We start from the raw sequence: 16621 nt of genomic DNA, 5'->3' as shown, positions 1-16621 counted from the left end.
ATGGTGATCAGTCCACCGTCACGTAGTCGGGGCCGGAGTAGCGGCCGGTCGCCAGCTTCTGACGCTGCATCAGGAGATCGTTGAGCAGCGAGGAGGCGCCGAAGCGGAACCAGTGGCTGTCCAGCCAGTCACCGCCCACCGTCTCGTTGACCAGGACCAGGAACTTGATGGCTTCCTTGGTGTTGCGGATGCCGCCGGCGGGCTTCACGCCGACCTGGGTGCCGGTCTGGGCGCGGAAGTCGCGTACGGCTTCGAGCAGGACCACGGTGTTGGCCGGGGTGGCGTTGACCGCCACCTTGCCCGTCGAGGTCTTGATGAAGTCGGCGCCGCCCATCATGCCGAGCCAGCTGGCCCGGCGGATGTTGTCGTACGTCGACAGCTCGCCGGTCTCGAAGATGACCTTGAGCCGGGCCCGGTCGCCGCACTCGGCGCGGACGGCCGCGATCTCCTCGTACACCTTGAGGTAGCGGCCGGCCAGGAACGCGCCCCGGTCGATCACCATGTCGATCTCGTCGGCGCCCGCCTCGATGGCGTCCCGCACGTCCGCGAGCTTCACCGCCAGCGCCGCGCGGCCCGCGGGGAAGGCGGTGGCGACGGACGCGACCTTGACGTCCGAGCCCTTCAGCACCTCCTTGGCGGTCGCCACCATGTCCGGATAGACGCAGACGGCGGCGGTGTGCGGGGTGGTGCGGTCGGTCGGGTCGGGGTGGACGGCCTTGGCGGCGAGCGCCCGGACCTTGCCCGGGGTGTCCGCCCCCTCCAGGGTGGTCAGGTCGATCATCGAAATGGCCAGGTCGATGGCGTACGCCTTGGCCGAGGTCTTGATCGAACGGGTGCCGAGGGACGCGGCGCGCGCTTCCAGACCCACCGGGTCGATGCCGGGGAGCCCGTGGAGGAAGCGGCGCAGCGCGCCGTCGGACGCGGTCGCGTCGGCGAAGGCAGCTGCAGGTGCATTGGTGGGCATGGTCACCAGATGAGCATATCTACGCGCGTAGCTGCCTGTACAGCCCCCGGGGCTCAGGTGAGCGGAGGTGAGCTCTGTCACGCGCCTGTGACACGGAGCGGACCCTTCTCGTACAGGTGATCCATAGATTTCTTCTTGCAGCCCCGCCCAGCCTCAACGGCCCCACCCGGCAGAGGAGGCGGCATGCGACCTCTCCTTCTTCTTCCTTCTCCGGCCACTCGGCCGCCCAGCTCCACGGAGTCGTTCATGTCGACCTACGCCCGCACCCCGCTCCGCGCCGCGATCGCCACCGCCGCCCTCGCGGGCGCCCTCCTCGCCCCGGCCACCGCGTTCGCGGCCACCTCGGCGCCGGCCGCCTCGTCCACCGAGAAGTGCCACGTCACCAAGGACGTCGCCTCGGTCCAGCCGCACATGTTCGTCACGCTCACCAACGACCTCGCGGACGGCCCGAAGGCGGAGCTGCGCAACGACCAGGGCAAGACCGTCGCCACCGTCGACCGCGCCCACCCCGCCAACCTCGGCGCCGGCATCAAGCTGGAGGCGCACACGGGCGGCAAGGCGGTCTTCTTCCAGCGCAGCCAGGGCGGCGACGCCCCCTGGAAGTCCCAGGACTTCCCGGCGCTGCCCAAGTCCTGCATCGACCCGGGCACCACCACGTACAAGCTGGTCAACGGCGAGAGCGTGGCGGTGTACCGGTTCTCGACCGGCCACTACCGGGCCGAGTTCGCGACCAACGGGAAGGTCGTCCTGATCCTGGGGACCGAGGCGGTGGGCGAGGACGTGGACGGCTACGTCCACGGCATGCACGTGGCGCTGAACTCCACGACCGGCAGGCTCGTCTCGGAGTTCACCAACGGCCGCTCCGGCTGCACGGTGACCGAGATCGTGCCCAGCGTCTTCCACGACGGCATGTCGGTGAAGCTCACCAACAGCCCGCAGGGCGCGAAGGCCTCGCTGCGCGACAGCAGCCTCAAGGTGCTCGCCACGGTCGACGCCGCCCACCCCGTCAGCGGCCAGGGCATCCGCGTGGACGGCGCCCGCACCAGCGCCCCGAAGCTCGGCCAGCGCACCCAGGGCGGCGGCACCCCCTACCGCTACACCGCGTTCCCGACCCTGCCCAAGGGCTGCGCCGTGAACGGCACCCCGGCCAAGACCCCGGCCGCCGCCGCGGCCAACTCCCCGGCGCAGAACGGCGGTCAGACCACGGTGGTGCCCAAGGGCGCGGTCGCGGCCGGTGCCGAGTTCCAGCAGGGCGGTGGCGACAAGGGCCTGCTGATCGCGGGCGGAGCCGCAGCCGTGGCCGCCGCCGGAGCCGGCGTCTTCGTCCTGCGCCGCCGCGCCGGCGCGAGCAACTAGCTTGCTGAGGCCGGGTGTTGAGCCCGGCCGCCGGGAACGACCCGCCCGGGCGGGCCTCCTCCAGGAGGCCCGCCTTCCTCCTTCGCCCCCTCACTTCGCCCCCGCCCTTCGCCCCCCTTCGCCCTTCCTTCGCCGGCCCGGAGCGCCCCATGTCCCCTACGCGCACGGCCCGTTCGGCCGCCGCCGTCCTGCTCGTCCTCGGCGCCGGCCTCACGGCCGCCGGCTGCGGGTCCGCCACCCCCGCGGCCACCCCGCCCCCGACCGTCTCCACCGCCTCCCGTGCGCCCGCGGCTCCGAAGGCCGCCGCCCTGCCCGCCTCCGAGCCGGTCCGGGTGCGGATCCCGTCGGCCGGGGTGGACACCGGGCCCGTCCTGCACCTCGGGCTCGCCGACGACGGCACCGTCGAGGTGCCCTCGGTCGCCGACGCCGACCGGATCGGCTGGTACGACAAGGGGGTCACCCCGGGCCAGCAGGGCCCCGCCGTGCTCATCGGGCACTTCGACACCGTCAGGGGCCCGGCGGTCCTGAAGGACATCTCCCGCGTCAGGGCCGGCGACACCGTCTCGGTCGTCCGCGCCGACGGGCGCACCCTCGCCTTCCGCGTCCGCGCCCTGGAACAGGTCGACAAGAAGACCTTCCCGACCCAGAAGGTGTACGGGAACACCGACCGCCCGGAGCTGCGGATCATCACCTGCGGCGGCGAGCTCACCGGCGGGCACCGCCCCGACAACATCATCGTGTACGCGGATCTGGTGGCCTGAGCGAACCCGGCCGCGGGGGCGTGAGGCAGAATCGGGCCATGACGAGCCCCACGCCGCCCACCGAGCCGGCCTACGCCGACCGGACCTACCGCTCCGCCGCCGGTATCGCCGGCGGCGCGCTGCTGCTCGCGATCGGCATCTGGCTCGGCGTCGACGCCGTGATCCAGGGCCACGGCAACGCGCCCTGGCTGTCGCTCGCCGTGCTGCTGTGCGCGGTCCCGCTGATCGTCGCCTTCAGCTTCCGCCCGGCGGTGTTCGCGGGCGCGGACCGGCTCCTGGTGCGCAACCCGTTCCGCACGATCACCCTGCCCTGGGCGTCGGTGGCGGACGTACGGGCCGGCTACTCCAGCGAGGTCTTCGACCAGGAGGGCGGCAAGTACCAGCTGTGGGCCATCCCCGTCTCGCTGCGCCAGCGCAAGCGGGCCGCCCGCCGCCAGGTGCGCGACGCCACGGTCGACGGCCAGACGGGCACCTCGCTGACCACCGACGTCACCGACACCGGGGCGCGGATGGCGCCCACCGACCAGGCCATCCGCGCCCTGCGCGAGCTCGCCGAGCAGAGCGCCGCGCGGGAGAGTGCGCAGGGCCCGGTGAGCGTCCGCTGGGCGTACGAGGTCATCGCGCCCGCGGTCGCCGGCGCGCTCCTGTTCGTGGTCCTGCTCGCCATCGGCTGAGGCCGGGGCCCGCCCCGGCCGGGGCGCGGCCCGTCACGGCGGCCCCGGCCACACCAGGAGCATGTACGCGCCCAGCCAGGCCGACGACAGGGCCGCGGCCCCCAGGACCAGGACGGCCGTCGTGCGGCGGGTCCGGGCCAGCGCCAGCGCGAGCGGGAGCAGCAGCGGGAAGCCCGGCACCAGGAAGCGGGCCCGCGGGAAGTAGACGCCCCCGCTGCCGAGCACGACGAGCAGCAGGGCGCCGGTGAAGACCAGCAGCACCAGCGGCTGGCGGTCGGCGACGGACAGCAGGTACAGCGCGCCGGAGGCGATCAGGATCAGCGTGACCAGGGCGAGGAACAGCGGCGGCCGGTTCGCGTAGACCAGGATGGCGCGCATGTCGCGCAGGGTGCCGATCCCGCCGTCCCACTCGTTGGACCAGAGCCTCTGCACCGCGAAGTAGCCGTCCCAGCGCCCGAGCCGCACCCCCACCCACGCCACGTACGCGCACCAGCCGAGCGGGGCGAGCAGGCCGCCGAGCACCGGGCGCGGGGCGAGGCGCCGGTCGCGCACCAGGGCCGCGAGCGCGGCCAGGGAGACCGCCGCCGCGACGGCGATGCCGGTCGGCCGGGTGAGACCGGCGAGCGCCGCCAGCGACCCCGCCCACACCCAGTGCCGGCGCAGCACGCCGTACAGGGCCCAGGCCGTCAGCGCGGTGAACAGCGACTCGGTGTAGCCCATCCACTGCACGACGCCGACCGGCATCGCGCCCCACAGGACGGTGAGCAGGGTGCCCGTGCGCCGGCCGTGCAGGCACTCGCCCACCGCGAACACCCCGCACGCGGCGACCAGCGAGCACGCGACGGCCAGTGCCAGGGCGACGCTCGCGCGCGAACCCGGTGTGACGGCCGCCGCCGCCTTCACCAGGGCCGGGTACAGCGGGAAGAAGGCGAGGTTGTTCAGGTCCCCGGCGCGCAGGACGTGCGTGTAGCCGTGGTCGGCGATGCCGAGGTACCAGTTGGAGTCCCACGACGTGGCGAGAGTCGGCCAGAGCCCGTGGTGGCGCAGGTGCGCCCACCGGGCGAGGACGAGCGTGCCGAGCAGGCGCACCGCGAGATAGCCGAGCAGCGCGGGCCCCGCGAGGCGCAGTGCGGTACGGGCCCGCTCCGCGGCCGGCGGCCGGCTCGCCGTGCCGTGCGGGGCGGGGTGCCGGCGGGCGGCGGGGACGGGGCCGCGGCGGACCGTGGTCGATGCTGGGGGCGGCGCGGTCGGGGCCACGGCGACAGCTCCTTGGCTCGGGCACGGCGAGAGGTACGGGGGTCACCCTTTCTCGCAAGTCCCCGCCCGGTGCCGCACCGCTGCGTCAACTGCCGTACGAAATCACCCGAAAGCGGGACCGGGGCGGTGCTCCGTCGACCACCGCCCCGGTCCCGCCGCTGAAGCCGTCCGTCAGATGCCGGCGGCGGCCGCCAGGTCCTTCTTGATGCCGGCGAGCAGTTCGGCGGCCCGGGCGCGGGCCGCCGCCAGCTCGTCGGCCGAGGCGACCGGCACCACGACCTCCAGGTAGCACTTGAGCTTGGGCTCGGTGCCGCTGGGACGCACGATCACGCGGGCGCCCTCCAGGTAGTAGCGCAGACCGTCGGTGGGCGGCAGCTGCTCGGTGCCCTCCGTCAGGTCCTCCGCCCTGGTCACGGCGAGGCCCGCGAGCGCGGTCGGCGGCTGCTCGCGCAGGCGCGCCATCGCGTCCGAGATCACCGTGAGGTCCTCCACGCGGACCGACAGCTGGTCGGTGGCGTGCAGTCCGTGGGCCAGTGCCAGCTCGTCGAGCAGGTCGAGGACCGTGCGGCCCTGCTCCTTCAGGACGGAGGCCAGCTCGGCGAAGGCCAGGGCCGCCGTGATGCCGTCCTTGTCGCGCACGCCCTCGGGGTCGACGCAGTAGCCCAGCGCCTCCTCGTAGCCGTAGCGCAGCCCGTCCACGCGGGCGATCCACTTGAACCCGGTGAGCGTCTCCTCGTAACCGAGCCCGGCCGCCTCGGCGATCCGGCCGAGCAGCGAGGACGACACGATCGACTCGGCGAACACGCCCGTGACGCCCTTGGTGACCAGGTGGGCGGCGAGCAGCGCGCCGACCTCGTCGCCGCGCAGCATCCGCCACTGGCCGTCGCGGTCCTTGACCGCGGCCGCGCAGCGGTCGGCGTCCGGGTCGTTGGCGAGGACGATGTCCGGGTCCGCGCGCCGGGCCGTGGCGAACGCCAGGTCCATCGCGCCCGGCTCCTCCGGGTTGGGGAAGGCGACCGTCGGGAACGCCGGGTCGGGCTCGGCCTGCTCGGCCACGAGGACCGGCTCGGGGAACCCGGCCCGGGCGAACGCGGCGAGCAGCACGTCCTTGCCGACGCCGTGCATCGCCGTGTAGACGACGTTCGCGGTGCGGGGGGAGCCGGGGGTCAGCACCGCGTCCGTACGCGCCAGATAGGCGTCCAGGACCTCGTCCCCGAGCACCTCCCAGCCGGACTCGGGCCGCGGCACGTCGTGCAGCGAGGCGACGGCCGCGATCTCGGCGGCGATCTCCGCGTCCGCGGGCGGCACGATCTGCGAGCCGTCGCCGAGGTAGACCTTGTAGCCGTTGTCGCGCGGCGGGTTGTGGCTCGCCGTCACCTCGACGCCGGCCACGGCGCCCAAGTGCCTTATGGCGTAGGCGAGTACGGGCGTGGGCAGCGGCCGGGGCAGGACCGTGGCCCGCAGTCCGGCGCCGACCATGACGGCCGCGGTGTCCCGCGCGAAGTCCGCGGACTTGTAGCGCGCGTCGTAGCCGATGACGACGAGACCGTCGCCCTGGCCCTTGGCCTTCAGGTACGCGGCGAGTCCGGCGGCCGCGCGGATGACGACCGAACGGTTCATCCGCATCGGCCCCGCGCCCAGCTCGCCGCGCAGCCCGGCGGTGCCGAACTGCAGCGTGCCGCTGAACCGCGCGGCCAGCTCCGCGGCGTGCTCGGCGTCCGCCGAACTCTCGATGAGCTTGGCCAGCTCCTCGCGCGTTTCGGCGTCGGGGTCCTCGGCCAGCCAGGCCTGGGCCCGCGCGATCAGGTCCTGCGTCACGTTGTCAGCCTTTCGGGAAGGGCGTACGGGTGGGCGTGCGGAAGGGCTCGGGGCTCCGCGGAGGGATCAGATGCGGTCGAGCACGCGGGTGAGCAGCTCGCCCATGCGCGCCGCCGAGTCGCGGCCGGCCTGGAGGACCTCTTCGTGGTTGAGCGGCTCGCCGGTCAGGCCGGCGGCCAGGTTGGTGACGAGCGAGATCCCGAGGACCTCGGCGCCGGCCTCGCGGGCGGCGATGGCTTCGAGGACGGTCGACATGCCGACCAGGTCGCCACCGAGCACGCGGACCATGTTGATCTCGGCCGGGGTCTCGTAGTGCGGGCCGGGGAACTGGACGTAGACGCCCTCCTCCAGCGTCTCGTCGACCTCCTTGCACAGCGCGCGCAGGCGCGGCGAGTACAGGTCGGTCAGGTCCACGAAGTTGGCGCCGATGATCGGCGAGGTGGCCGTGAGGTTGATGTGGTCGCTGATGAGGACCGGCTGGCCGGGGCGCATGCCCTCGCGCAGACCGCCGCAGCCGTTGGTGAGCACCACGGTCTTGCAGCCGGCGGCGACGGCGGTGCGCACGCCGTGCGAGACGGAGGCCACGCCGCGGCCCTCGTAGAAGTGGGTGCGGCCGAGGAAGACCAGGACCCGCTTGTCGCCGATCTTGTACGAGCGGATCTTGCCGCCGTGTCCCTCGACGGCCGGCGCCGGGAAGCCCGGCAGCTCGGTCACGGGGAACTCGGCCTCGGGGGCGCCGAGCGCGTCGACGGCCGGCGCCCAGCCGGAGCCCATCACCAGGGCGACGTCGTGGGTCTCGGCGCCGGTCAGCTCGCGCAGACGCGCGGCGGCCGCGTCGGCGGCGGCGTGGGGGTCCTGGAGCAGGTCCGGGGTGGCAGATGCGTTCACTGAGTCTCTCGCCTCGCGAAGGAACGTCGTCCCGCCCGGTGACTGTCCGGCCGGGTCCGGGGGGTTTTCCCCCGGTAAAGAAGAAGTACGCGCACGAGCGTAACCGCTGAAGTCCTACGCGCGTAGATGTGAAGGATAACGGAACTGTCCGATCCGTTTGTGGCTTCGCACGAAAGCCCGGCCGCGTCGCGCCGCCGGGCACCCCTGACCTGCGGCCGGGTCAGCAGGGCCGCTTGCGCAGCTCCATCACGTAGTCGTGCGGCGCGCCCGCGGACTCCGCCGCGTCGGCCAGCTCGCCCAGGTACCGCGCCGAGGGCAGACCGCCCTCGTACCCGTTCAGGACGTAGAGCCAGGCCGCCTCCTCGCCGTCCAGGGTGTGCACCCGCACCCGCATCCGGCGGTAGATGTCGAGGCCGACGCCCTCCCACCGGTCCATCGACTCCTCGTCGAGCGGCGCGATGTCGTAGAGGGAGACGAAGACCTGGGAGCGGGGGGCCTCGACGATCGTCGCGAGCGCGCCCTCCCAGCCCATCTGCTCCCCGCCGAACGTCAGGCGCCAGCCGTTGAGCCAGCCGGTGCCGCGCAGCGGTGAGTGCGGGGCGCGGCGGGTCATCAGCCGCGGATCCAGGTTGCCGGCGTACGCGGCGTAGAGCGACATGGTGACGAGGGTACGACAGTGGCCCGCGCGGGCCGTTCCCGCGGCCCGCCGCCACCGGCGCCCCGCCGGACCCCGGCGGATCCGGCCGGCCGGGCCCCGGGCGGCCGAATGGCGCCCCCGGGGCGAGGACTCTTGAAGCGTGCGGGACAATGAGGTACGTACTGCGTTCCCCCGGGGCCCCGCCCCGGACCCCCGGCCGGGCGGGCAGGCAGGCCGGGATCGACACTACGAGGCGGACTTTTTCGTGACGCGGATCGTGATCATCGGTGGCGGACCGGGCGGATACGAGGCGGCCCTGGTGGGCGCCCAGCTCGGCGCGGAGGTGACCGTCGTCGACTGCGACGGTCTGGGCGGGGCGTCGGTGCTCACCGACTGCGTGCCCTCGAAGACCCTGATCGCGACGGCCGAGGTGATGACCACCTTCGACTCTTCGTACGAGGAGTTGGGCATCCTCGTCGCCGACGACACGCCGCCCGAGGAGCAGTCCGCGCGGGTCGTCGGGGTGGACCTCGGCAAGGTCAACCGGCGTGTCAAGCGCCTCGCGCTGGCCCAGTCCCACGACATCACCGCCTCCGTCACGCGCGCCGGCGCCCGGGTGATGCGCGGCCGCGGCCGGCTCGCCGGACCGCAGGGCATCGACGGCACCCGCGACGTGATCGTCACCGCCGCCGACGGCACCGAGGAGATGCTCACCTGCGAAGCCGTCCTGATCGCCACCGGCGGCAGCCCGCGCGAGCTGCCCGACGCGCAGCCCGACGGCGAGCGGATCCTCAACTGGACGCAGGTGTACGACCTGGACGAGCTGCCCGAGGAGCTCATCGTGGTCGGCTCCGGCGTCACCGGCGCCGAGTTCGCCGGTGCCTACCAGGCGCTCGGCTCCAAGGTCACCCTCGTCTCCTCCCGCGACCGCGTGCTGCCCGGCGAGGACCCGGACGCGGCCGCCGTCCTGGAGGACGTGTTCCGCCGCCGCGGCATGAACGTCATGGCCCGCTCGCGTGCCGAGTCGGCCAAGCGCGTCGGGGACCGCGTGGAGGTCACGCTCTCCGACGGCCGGGTCATCAGCGGCAGCCACTGCCTGATGGCCGTCGGCGCGATCCCCAACACGGCGAACATGGGCCTGGAGGAGTCGGGCGTCCGCCTCAAGGAGTCGGGCCACATCTGGACCGACAAGGTCTCGCGCACCTCCGCCCCCGGCGTGTACGCGGCCGGTGACGTGACGGGCATCTTCGCGCTCGCCTCGGTCGCCGCCATGCAGGGCCGCATCGCGATGTACCACTTCCTGGGCGACGCGGTGGCCCCGCTGAACCTGAAGACCGTCTCCTCCAACGTCTTCACCGACCCCGAGATCGCCACCGTCGGCTACACCCAGGCCGATGTCGACGCGGGCAAGATCGACGCCCGGGTCGTGAAGCTCCCGCTGCTGCGCAACCCGCGCGCCAAGATGCAGGGAATCCGCGACGGCTTCGTCAAGATCTTCTGCCGCCCCGGCACCGGCATCATCGTCGGCGGCTGCGTCGTCGCGCCGCGCGCCAGCGAGCTGATCCACCCGATCTCGATCGCGGTCGACAACAACCTGACGGTGGAACAGATCGCCAATGCGTTCACCGTGTACCCGTCGCTGTCGGGTTCGATCGCCGAGGTGGCCCGTCAGCTGCACACCCGCAAGAAGGCCGGCGAGGCGTAACTCCCCTGGTGGGAAAGGGGGTTGGCGAGGGGAGCGCGGACCGTACGGATCCGCGCGGCGCCTATACCACTCGGCGACCCCCTTTGGGTGCACCTTCCGTTATTCGGCGCAAACCGCTGAAAACATTCAGGCGCCCAAGTTACTGTCAGTTTCGTGTTCGCTGCAGAACGTCGCCAATTGATCCTCGAAATGGTGCGCGCCAACGGAGCGGTATCGCTCCGTGAGCTCGCCCGCGTCGTCCAGACCTCCGAAGTGACCGTACGGCGGGACGTGCGGGCCCTGGAGGCCGAAGGACTCCTCGACCGACGGCACGGTGGTGCCGTACTACCCGGCGGGTTCACCCGTGAATCCGGCTTCCCGCAGAAATCCCATCTGGCCACGGCGGAGAAGACGGCCATCGCCGACCTCGCCGCCGGACTCGTCGAAGAGGGCGAGGCCATCGTGGTCGGCGCGGGGACGACCACGCAGGAGCTGGCCCGCCGGCTCGCGCGGGTCCCCGGCCTGACCGTCGTCACCAACTCCCTTCTGGTGGCACAGGCGTTGGCGCACGCCAACCGGGTCGAGGTCGTCATGACCGGAGGCACCCTGCGCGGCTCCAACTACGCCCTGGTGGGCAGTGGCGCCGAGCAGTCCCTCCAGGGCCTGCGGGTCTCCCGCGCCTTCCTGTCCGGAAGCGGTCTGACCGCCGAGCGCGGTCTGTCCACCTCCAACATGCTCTCCGCGAGCGTGGACCGGGCGCTGGTGCAGGCCGCGGCCGAGGTGGTGGTCCTGGCCGACCACACCAAGCTCGGCACCGACACCATGTTCCAGACGGTGCCGACGGACGTCATCACCCGCCTGGTCACCGACGAGCCCCCCGGCCATGACGACCGGGCCGCCACCGAGTTGCAGGCCCTCGCCGACCAGGGCGTACAGATCGCCGTGGCCGGGTCTTCGGGAGCCGCGTCGGGCGAGAGCGTGCCCGGCCGCCCCCCGCGCCGCGACATGCCCCTGCCGGGCCAGCGCCGCACCCACGCGCCGGGCGCGGGGCCGCAGTTGCGCAGCGCGACGGCGATGGGCGAGCCGCAGGGCTCCGCCGAGCGGGCGCGCGTGGCGGACCTGCGGCGGCGCTGAGGGGTGCGGTGCGGGTTACGGGGACGGGGTGCGGATTACGGGTACGGGGTGCCCCCGCGCCGGGTGGCTGGGGTCTGCTCCGGTGGGGGTTGCGCGCCGGTCCGGCGCTGGTGCTCGGTGGGCCGGGGTGGCCCTGTGGTTCGGGTGGGTTCGGCCCCGGGCGGGATCGGCCGGGGTGCGTTCGGCGCGGGTGGGCCCTAGCCCTTCAGGCCCCGGTACGTCAGGGCGAGCAGGCGGTCGGCCAACTCCGGGTCGTCCGGGGTCTGTTCGGCCGCCAGCGCGATGGCGTTGGTCAGCTGCATGAGGTCGGCGATGGTCACGTCGGCGCGTACGGAACCGGCTTCCCGGGCCCGCGCGAGCAGGGCGTCGCCCGCCTCGCGCATCGGCTCGCTGCACTGGGCCAGCGCCGAACTCGCGTCGCAGGACGCCGACATGAGGGCCCTGGCCAGGCCGCGGTAGAGCCCGGCGTGCGTGATGATCGCGCGCAGCCACTCGATGAGAGCGGCGCACGGCCGGTCCGACCCGAGCAGCTCCCTCGACCGGTCGAGCAGTACGTCCACCTCGCTCTGGAACACCGCGCTGAGCAGGGCGTGCCGGGTGGGGAAGTGGCGGTACAGGGTGCCGATGCCCACGCCTGCCCTGCGGGCCACGTCCTCCAGGGAAGTGTCCGCTCCGCGCTCTGCGAAGGCGGTGCGGGCGACGGTGAGTAGGCGGGCGTGGTTGCGGCGGGCGTCTGCCCTGAGGGGGCGGGGGGTGCCTGGGGGTGTGCCTGCCATCCCCCCAGCATGCCACCGCCCTCTGAGGCTCCGCCCCAGACCCCCTGAGGGTCTGCGCCCCTCGGGCCCCGGGGGGTTCGCCCACCCGCCCGCCCGTGCGGGGGGTTGCATCGGCTGAGCCCTGGGGCTGCGCCCCAGACCCCCAGGGAGCTGCCCACCCACCCGCCCGTACGGGGGGTTGGATTGGCTGAGCCCTGGGGCTCCGCCCCAGACCCCGCGGGGGCTCCGCCCCCTGCACCCCCGGTCGCGCCTGAACGGCGCTCGTCCTCAATCGCCGGACGGGCTGAGGATGCCGATGCTGGCCCGCACCATGCCGCCAAGGGGCGCGGGGAACTGCGCAAGCCAGGCTGGGACGCACATGCAGCCCAGCACCGTCCCTGCCAGGGGCGCGGGGAACTGCGCAGGGCAGCCTGGATACGACATGCGGGCCAGCACCGGCCCTGCCAGGGGCGCGGGGAACTGCGCGAGCAGCGACCGCCGGTCCGCCGACGACCCGAGGTGGGGGGCACCGACACACCCGGGCCCGCACTAGTGCCGCCAGGGGCGCGGGGAACTGCGCGAGAAGCGAGCACGGTCCGCACCCGACCGAGGGGTTGAGGGGCGCGGGGAACTGCGCGAGGGGGGCAGAAGAGCCCCGGGCGCGGTTGGTGCGGCCGGGGCTCTTGGGCGTCACGCCAAGGTCAGTCCTTGATTTCGCAGATCGTCGCGCCGGAGGACACAGATGCCCCGACCTCCGCCGAGAGGCTCTTCACCGTGCCCGAGCGGTGAGCGTTGAGGGGCTGCTCCATCTTCATGGCCTCCAGGACCACGATGAGGTCACCCTCCTTGACCTCCTGGCCCTCCTCGACCGCGATCTTGACGATCGTGCCCTGCATGGGCGATGCGAGGGTGTCGCCGGAGGCGGCGGAGCCCGCCTTCTTGGTGGCGCGGCGCTTGGGCTTGGCGCCGCCGGCCGCGGCGGTGCGGGCCAGGCTCATGCCGAGGGAGGACGGCAGGGAGACTTCGAGGCGCTTGCCCCCGACCTCGACGACGACGGTCTCGCGGCCGGGCTCCTCGTCGGTCTCGGCATCGGCGGTGGCCGTGAAGGCGGGGATGGTGTTGACGAACTCCGTCTCGATCCACCGGGTGTGGATGGTGAAGGGGTCGGCGGTGAACGCGGGGTCGGTGACGACCGCGCGATGGAAGGGAATGGCGGTGGCCATGCCTTCGACGGTGAACTCCTCCAGGGCGCGGGCGGCGCGCTGGAGGGCCTGTTCGCGGGTGGCGCCCGTGACGATGAGCTTGGCGAGCAGGGAGTCCCAGGCGGGGCCGATGACCGAGCCGGACTCGACGCCCGCGTCCAGGCGCACACCGGGGCCGGAGGGCGGGGCGAAGCGGGTCACGGTGCCGGGGGCGGGCAGGAAGCCGCGGCCGGGGTCTTCGCCGTTGATGCGGAACTCGAAGGAGTGGCCGCGCATGACCGGGTCGTCGTAGCCGAGTTCCTCGCCGTCGGCGATGCGGAACATCTCGCGGACCAGGTCGATGCCGGTGACCTCTTCGGTGACCGGGTGTTCGACCTGGAGGCGGGTGTTGACCTCGAGGAAGGAGATGGTGCCGTCGGTGCCGACGAGGAATTCGACGGTGCCGGCGCCGACGTAGCCGGCTTCGCGCAGGATTGCCTTGGAGGCGGCGTAGAGCTCGGCGTTCTGGGCCTCGGTGAGGAAGGGGGCGGGGGCTTCCTCGACGAGCTTTTGGTGGCGGCGCTGGAGCGAGCAGTCGCGGGTGGAGACGACGACGACGTTGCCGTGCTGGTCGGCCAGGCACTGGGTTTCGACGTGGCGGGGCTTGTCGAGGTAGCGCTCGACGAAGCACTCGCCGCGGCCGAAGGCGGCGACGGCCTCGCGGACGGCGGAGTCGTAGAGCTCGGGGACCTCATCGAGGGTGCGGGCGACCTTGAGGCCGCGTCCGCCGCCGCCGAAGGCCGCCTTGATCGCGATGGGCAGGCCGTGCTGCTTGGCGAACTCGACGACCTCGTCCGAACCGGAGACCGGGTCGGGGGTGCCCGCGACGAGCGGGGCGCCGGCGCGCTGGGCGATGTGACGGGCCGCCACCTTGTCGCCCAGGTCGCGGATGGCGTGGGGGGGCGGGCCGATCCAGGTCAGGCCCGCGTCGAGTACCGCCTGGGCGAACTCGGCGTTCTCGGAAAGGAATCCGTAACCCGGGTGGACCGCGTCGGCTCCCGAGTCGGCCGCGGCCGCGAGCACCTTGGCGATGTCCAGATAGCTGGCCGCCGGGGTGTCACCGCCCAGGGCGAATGCCTCGTCCGCTGCCCGGACATGCAGTGCATCCCGGTCCGGATCGGCGTAGACGGCTACGCTCGCGATTCCGGCATCCCGGCAGGCCCGGGCAACGCGGACAGCGATTTCGCCACGGTTGGCGATGAGCACCTTGCGCACGATGGCTCCCTCCTTGAAACAAGCTGAGTTTAGGGAAGCCGCACACTGGCTTACGACCCGTCCCCAATGGTGAGCTTGCCCACACGGAGTGTGATTCGAGGCACGCTCAAGTCGCGAAATCCCTTGTCGCACCACGGTACGCCGGGCTTCCGTACCGCACAGTAGCGGTGGGGTGTGGTCAAGGTCTCTGTCCCGGGGCCCAGCAGGTCCCCGGGTTTCTTTGTCGGGTCCCTACGAAGTGGTGCAAGATTCTTTGCGATCGGCACCCCGCGCGGCGGGACGCTCGGACTCCGGCCCCGCCCATTGTTGTCCGGACCCTTGTACGAACCATTACCGATTAGTAGCGTGCGCGCCACAGCCGTACTAGGGGTAACAGGGGGTGTCGCGCGTGGTGCGCCGACCGATCGCCATCGTGACCGCGCTCATTCTCTTCGTCGAGGCCTGCGGTGTGGTGCTGGTCAACTGGGTGCTCGGCCTGCTCGCCCGCGACCAGAACATGTCGATGGCCGGAGTCGATCCGCACGCGATATCCGTCGGGGCGTGGGTCGCGGGCGGTCTGTTCGGGCTCTTCCTCGCCGTCTGCGCGGTCCTGTTGCTGCTCATCGGCATCCGCGACCGTGCCCCCGGCCGCGTCGCCCGCATCACGCTGATCGCCTGCGCGGTGGTGCACGCGGTGCTGGCGGCGTTCACCGTCGGCCTGGTGGGCTGGGCCGCGTTCGCCCTCTTCATGGTCGTGTTCGCGCTGCTCGTGCTCGTACTCCTGGCGTACGTACGGGAGCGCCCGGGGCTGTTGCCCGGGGGCGGGCCGGAGCCGGAGCCCGCGCCCGAGGACGGGCCGCCGCCGGCCCCGAACGGCACGCCGGCGGCGGCCTGAGCCTCGGCCCGGCCGTGGGGGCCGGGCCGTCCTCGGGCCGCCTGCCCGGCTGGTCCGCGCGGGTCAGGACCAGAGGTCGGTGATCCGGACGTCGAGGTCGGCGAGGAGCTTGCGCAGCAGGGGCAGGCTCAGGCCGATGACGTTGCCGTGGTCGCCCTCGATCGAGTCGACGAAGGGCGCCGAGCGGCCGTCGAGGGTGAACGCGCCCGCCACGTACAGGGGTTCACCGGTCGCCACGTACGCCGCGACCTCCTCGTCACTGGGCTCGCCGAACCGCACGACCGTCGAGGCGGTCGCCGCGGCCCGTCCGCCGGTGGCGGTGTCGATCACGCAGTGTCCGGTGCGCAGCACGCCCGAACGGCCGCGCATGGACTTCCAGCGGGCCGTCGCGTCCTCGGCGTCGGCGGGCTTGCCGAGGGCGAGGCCGTCCAGTTCGAGTACGGAGTCGCAGCCGATGACCAGGGCCCCGGTGGCCTCGGGGCGGGCGGCGACGGCGTCGGCCTTGGCCTCGGCGAGGACCAGGGCGAGTTCGGCGGGGGTGGGGGCGGTGAGGGCGTCCTCGTCGACGCCGCTGACGATGACCTCGGGGGCGAGGCCGGCCTGCCGGAGCAGCCCGAGGCGGGCGGGGGACTGGGAGGCCAGGACGAGGCGGCGGGCAGCAGTCATGCCCGCCATCGTAGGCCGCCGGGTTCCTTGCTTCGGCCGCCGCCGGGGTCTCCCTGCGGGGGCTGTGGGTGGGGGGTGTCGGTGGGGCCCGGGCTTGCCCGCGGGGGCTACCTATGGGGTGCCGGGTGGGGCGCCGGGGCCTTCTTGTGCGGGCTGTCCCCGGGGTGCCGGGCAGGGTGCCGGGGCCTCCTTGTGCGGGCTGCCCCCGGGGTGCCGGGCGGGGTCAGTGGAGGTTGACCACCACCATCGCGATCACCATGGCGAGGGCGAGGAAGAGTCCTGCTCTGCGCATCATGGCCTGGGCGTCGCGGAGTTCCTTGGGGGGTTCGTTCTCGGGGTCGGACGACAGCATGCGATCGATAGTGCGGGGGGGTTGGGGGGGTGCGCCTGAGTACGGGTACCTATTCATCGGGGCTTGCAGGGGTTTGCCCACCTGCCCGTGCGGGGGGTTGGGGGCCCGGCTCCCTGGGGCTCCGCCCCAGACCCCGAGGGGGCTTGCCCACCCGCCCGCCCGTGGAGGAGGTTGGAGGGTGCCTGGCCCTGGGGCTGCGCCCCAGACCCGCTGAGGGGCTCCGCCCCTCGGACCCCGGCGGGTTTGCCCACCCGCCCGCCCGTGCAGCGGGTTGAACCGGCTGAGCCCTGGGGCTGCGCCCCAGACCCGCTGAGGGGCTCCGCCCCTCGGACCCCGGCGGGGGCT

Annotated in this window: 15 protein-coding genes; 6 read left to right on the top strand and 9 right to left on the bottom strand. The window is 73.2% G+C overall.

The window, feature by feature from the left end:
- Positions 1 to 7: 7 nt before the first annotated feature.
- The gene (gene deoC / locus ACGF3I_RS23425) at positions 8 to 970 is read right to left on the bottom strand and encodes a deoxyribose-phosphate aldolase (RefSeq protein ID WP_393135019.1); all 963 of its coding nucleotides are present in this window, start codon (positions 968 to 970) and stop codon (positions 8 to 10) included.
- A 240-nt stretch (positions 971 to 1210) separates the two neighbouring features.
- On the opposite strand from deoC, the gene ACGF3I_RS23420 reads away from it, so the two are divergent.
- From ACGF3I_RS23420 to ACGF3I_RS23410, 3 genes are all read left to right on the top strand, one after another.
- A complete protein-coding gene (locus ACGF3I_RS23420) occupies positions 1211 to 2320 on the top strand; it encodes a hypothetical protein (protein WP_393135015.1) in 1110 nt (369 codons plus the stop codon).
- 149 nt (positions 2321 to 2469) lie between these two features.
- Positions 2470 to 3081: a class F sortase gene (locus tag ACGF3I_RS23415; RefSeq protein WP_393135013.1), complete on the top strand. Its 612-nt coding sequence runs from the start codon at positions 2470 to 2472 to the stop codon at positions 3079 to 3081.
- 38 nt (positions 3082 to 3119) lie between these two features.
- The gene (locus tag ACGF3I_RS23410; protein WP_393135011.1) at positions 3120 to 3755 is read left to right on the top strand and encodes a PH domain-containing protein; all 636 of its coding nucleotides are present in this window, start codon (positions 3120 to 3122) and stop codon (positions 3753 to 3755) included.
- Between the two features lie 33 nt (positions 3756 to 3788).
- On the opposite strand, the gene ACGF3I_RS23405 is transcribed toward ACGF3I_RS23410, so the two are convergent.
- From ACGF3I_RS23405 to ACGF3I_RS23390, 4 genes are all read right to left on the bottom strand, one after another.
- Positions 3789 to 5012 (bottom strand): hypothetical protein, encoded by a 1224-nt coding sequence (locus ACGF3I_RS23405; protein WP_393135009.1) that lies wholly within the window; start codon positions 5010 to 5012, stop codon positions 3789 to 3791.
- A gap of 171 nt (positions 5013 to 5183) precedes the next feature.
- Complete coding sequence (locus ACGF3I_RS23400) at positions 5184 to 6830, bottom strand: phospho-sugar mutase (protein ID WP_393135007.1); 1647 nt, start codon at positions 6828 to 6830, stop codon at positions 5184 to 5186.
- Between the two features lie 66 nt (positions 6831 to 6896).
- Positions 6897 to 7718, bottom strand: a complete 822-nt coding sequence (locus ACGF3I_RS23395; protein WP_393135005.1) for a purine-nucleoside phosphorylase — start codon at positions 7716 to 7718, stop codon at positions 6897 to 6899.
- A gap of 220 nt (positions 7719 to 7938) precedes the next feature.
- Positions 7939 to 8376 carry a gamma-glutamylcyclotransferase gene (locus ACGF3I_RS23390; RefSeq protein WP_393135003.1) on the bottom strand — a complete coding sequence of 146 codons (438 nt, stop codon included), beginning with the start codon at positions 8374 to 8376 and terminating at the stop codon, positions 7939 to 7941.
- A 244-nt stretch (positions 8377 to 8620) separates the two neighbouring features.
- On the opposite strand from ACGF3I_RS23390, the gene ACGF3I_RS23385 reads away from it, so the two are divergent.
- Complete coding sequence (locus ACGF3I_RS23385; RefSeq protein ID WP_120721740.1) at positions 8621 to 10060, top strand: NAD(P)H-quinone dehydrogenase; 1440 nt, start codon at positions 8621 to 8623, stop codon at positions 10058 to 10060.
- A 153-nt stretch (positions 10061 to 10213) separates the two neighbouring features.
- Entirely contained in the window at positions 10214 to 11173 is a 960-nt protein-coding gene (locus ACGF3I_RS23380) for a DeoR/GlpR family DNA-binding transcription regulator (RefSeq protein WP_393135001.1), read from the top strand.
- A 197-nt stretch (positions 11174 to 11370) separates the two neighbouring features.
- Here ACGF3I_RS23380 and ACGF3I_RS23375 read toward each other — a convergent pair whose 3' ends face one another.
- Positions 11371 to 11949, bottom strand: a complete 579-nt coding sequence (locus tag ACGF3I_RS23375; RefSeq protein WP_393134999.1) for a TetR/AcrR family transcriptional regulator — start codon at positions 11947 to 11949, stop codon at positions 11371 to 11373.
- Positions 11950 to 12629: 680 nt separating this feature from the next.
- Complete coding sequence (locus tag ACGF3I_RS23370) at positions 12630 to 14384, bottom strand: acetyl/propionyl/methylcrotonyl-CoA carboxylase subunit alpha (RefSeq protein WP_393134997.1); 1755 nt, start codon at positions 14382 to 14384, stop codon at positions 12630 to 12632.
- Between the two features lie 379 nt (positions 14385 to 14763).
- Between ACGF3I_RS23370 and ACGF3I_RS23365 the strand changes: the two genes are divergently transcribed.
- Positions 14764 to 15258 (top strand): hypothetical protein, encoded by a 495-nt coding sequence (locus tag ACGF3I_RS23365; RefSeq protein WP_393134995.1) that lies wholly within the window; start codon positions 14764 to 14766, stop codon positions 15256 to 15258.
- Positions 15259 to 15321: 63 nt separating this feature from the next.
- Here the strand turns inward: ACGF3I_RS23365 and ACGF3I_RS23360 are convergent, their stop codons facing one another.
- On the bottom strand, positions 15322 to 15933 hold the full coding sequence (locus ACGF3I_RS23360) for a Maf family protein (protein ID WP_393134994.1): 612 nt from the start codon (positions 15931 to 15933) through the stop codon (positions 15322 to 15324).
- A 214-nt stretch (positions 15934 to 16147) separates the two neighbouring features.
- Entirely contained in the window at positions 16148 to 16276 is a 129-nt protein-coding gene (gene mmpB / locus ACGF3I_RS23355) for a morphogenic membrane protein MmpB (RefSeq protein ID WP_393134992.1), read from the bottom strand.
- Positions 16277 to 16621: the final 345 nt, after the last annotated feature.

Origin of the sequence: Streptomyces sp. NPDC048111, assembly GCF_043202815.1 — a bacterium.
Taxonomy (GTDB): Bacteria; Actinomycetota; Actinomycetes; order Streptomycetales; family Streptomycetaceae; genus Streptomyces.
This window is presented reverse-complemented; position numbering and strand designations above follow the sequence as displayed.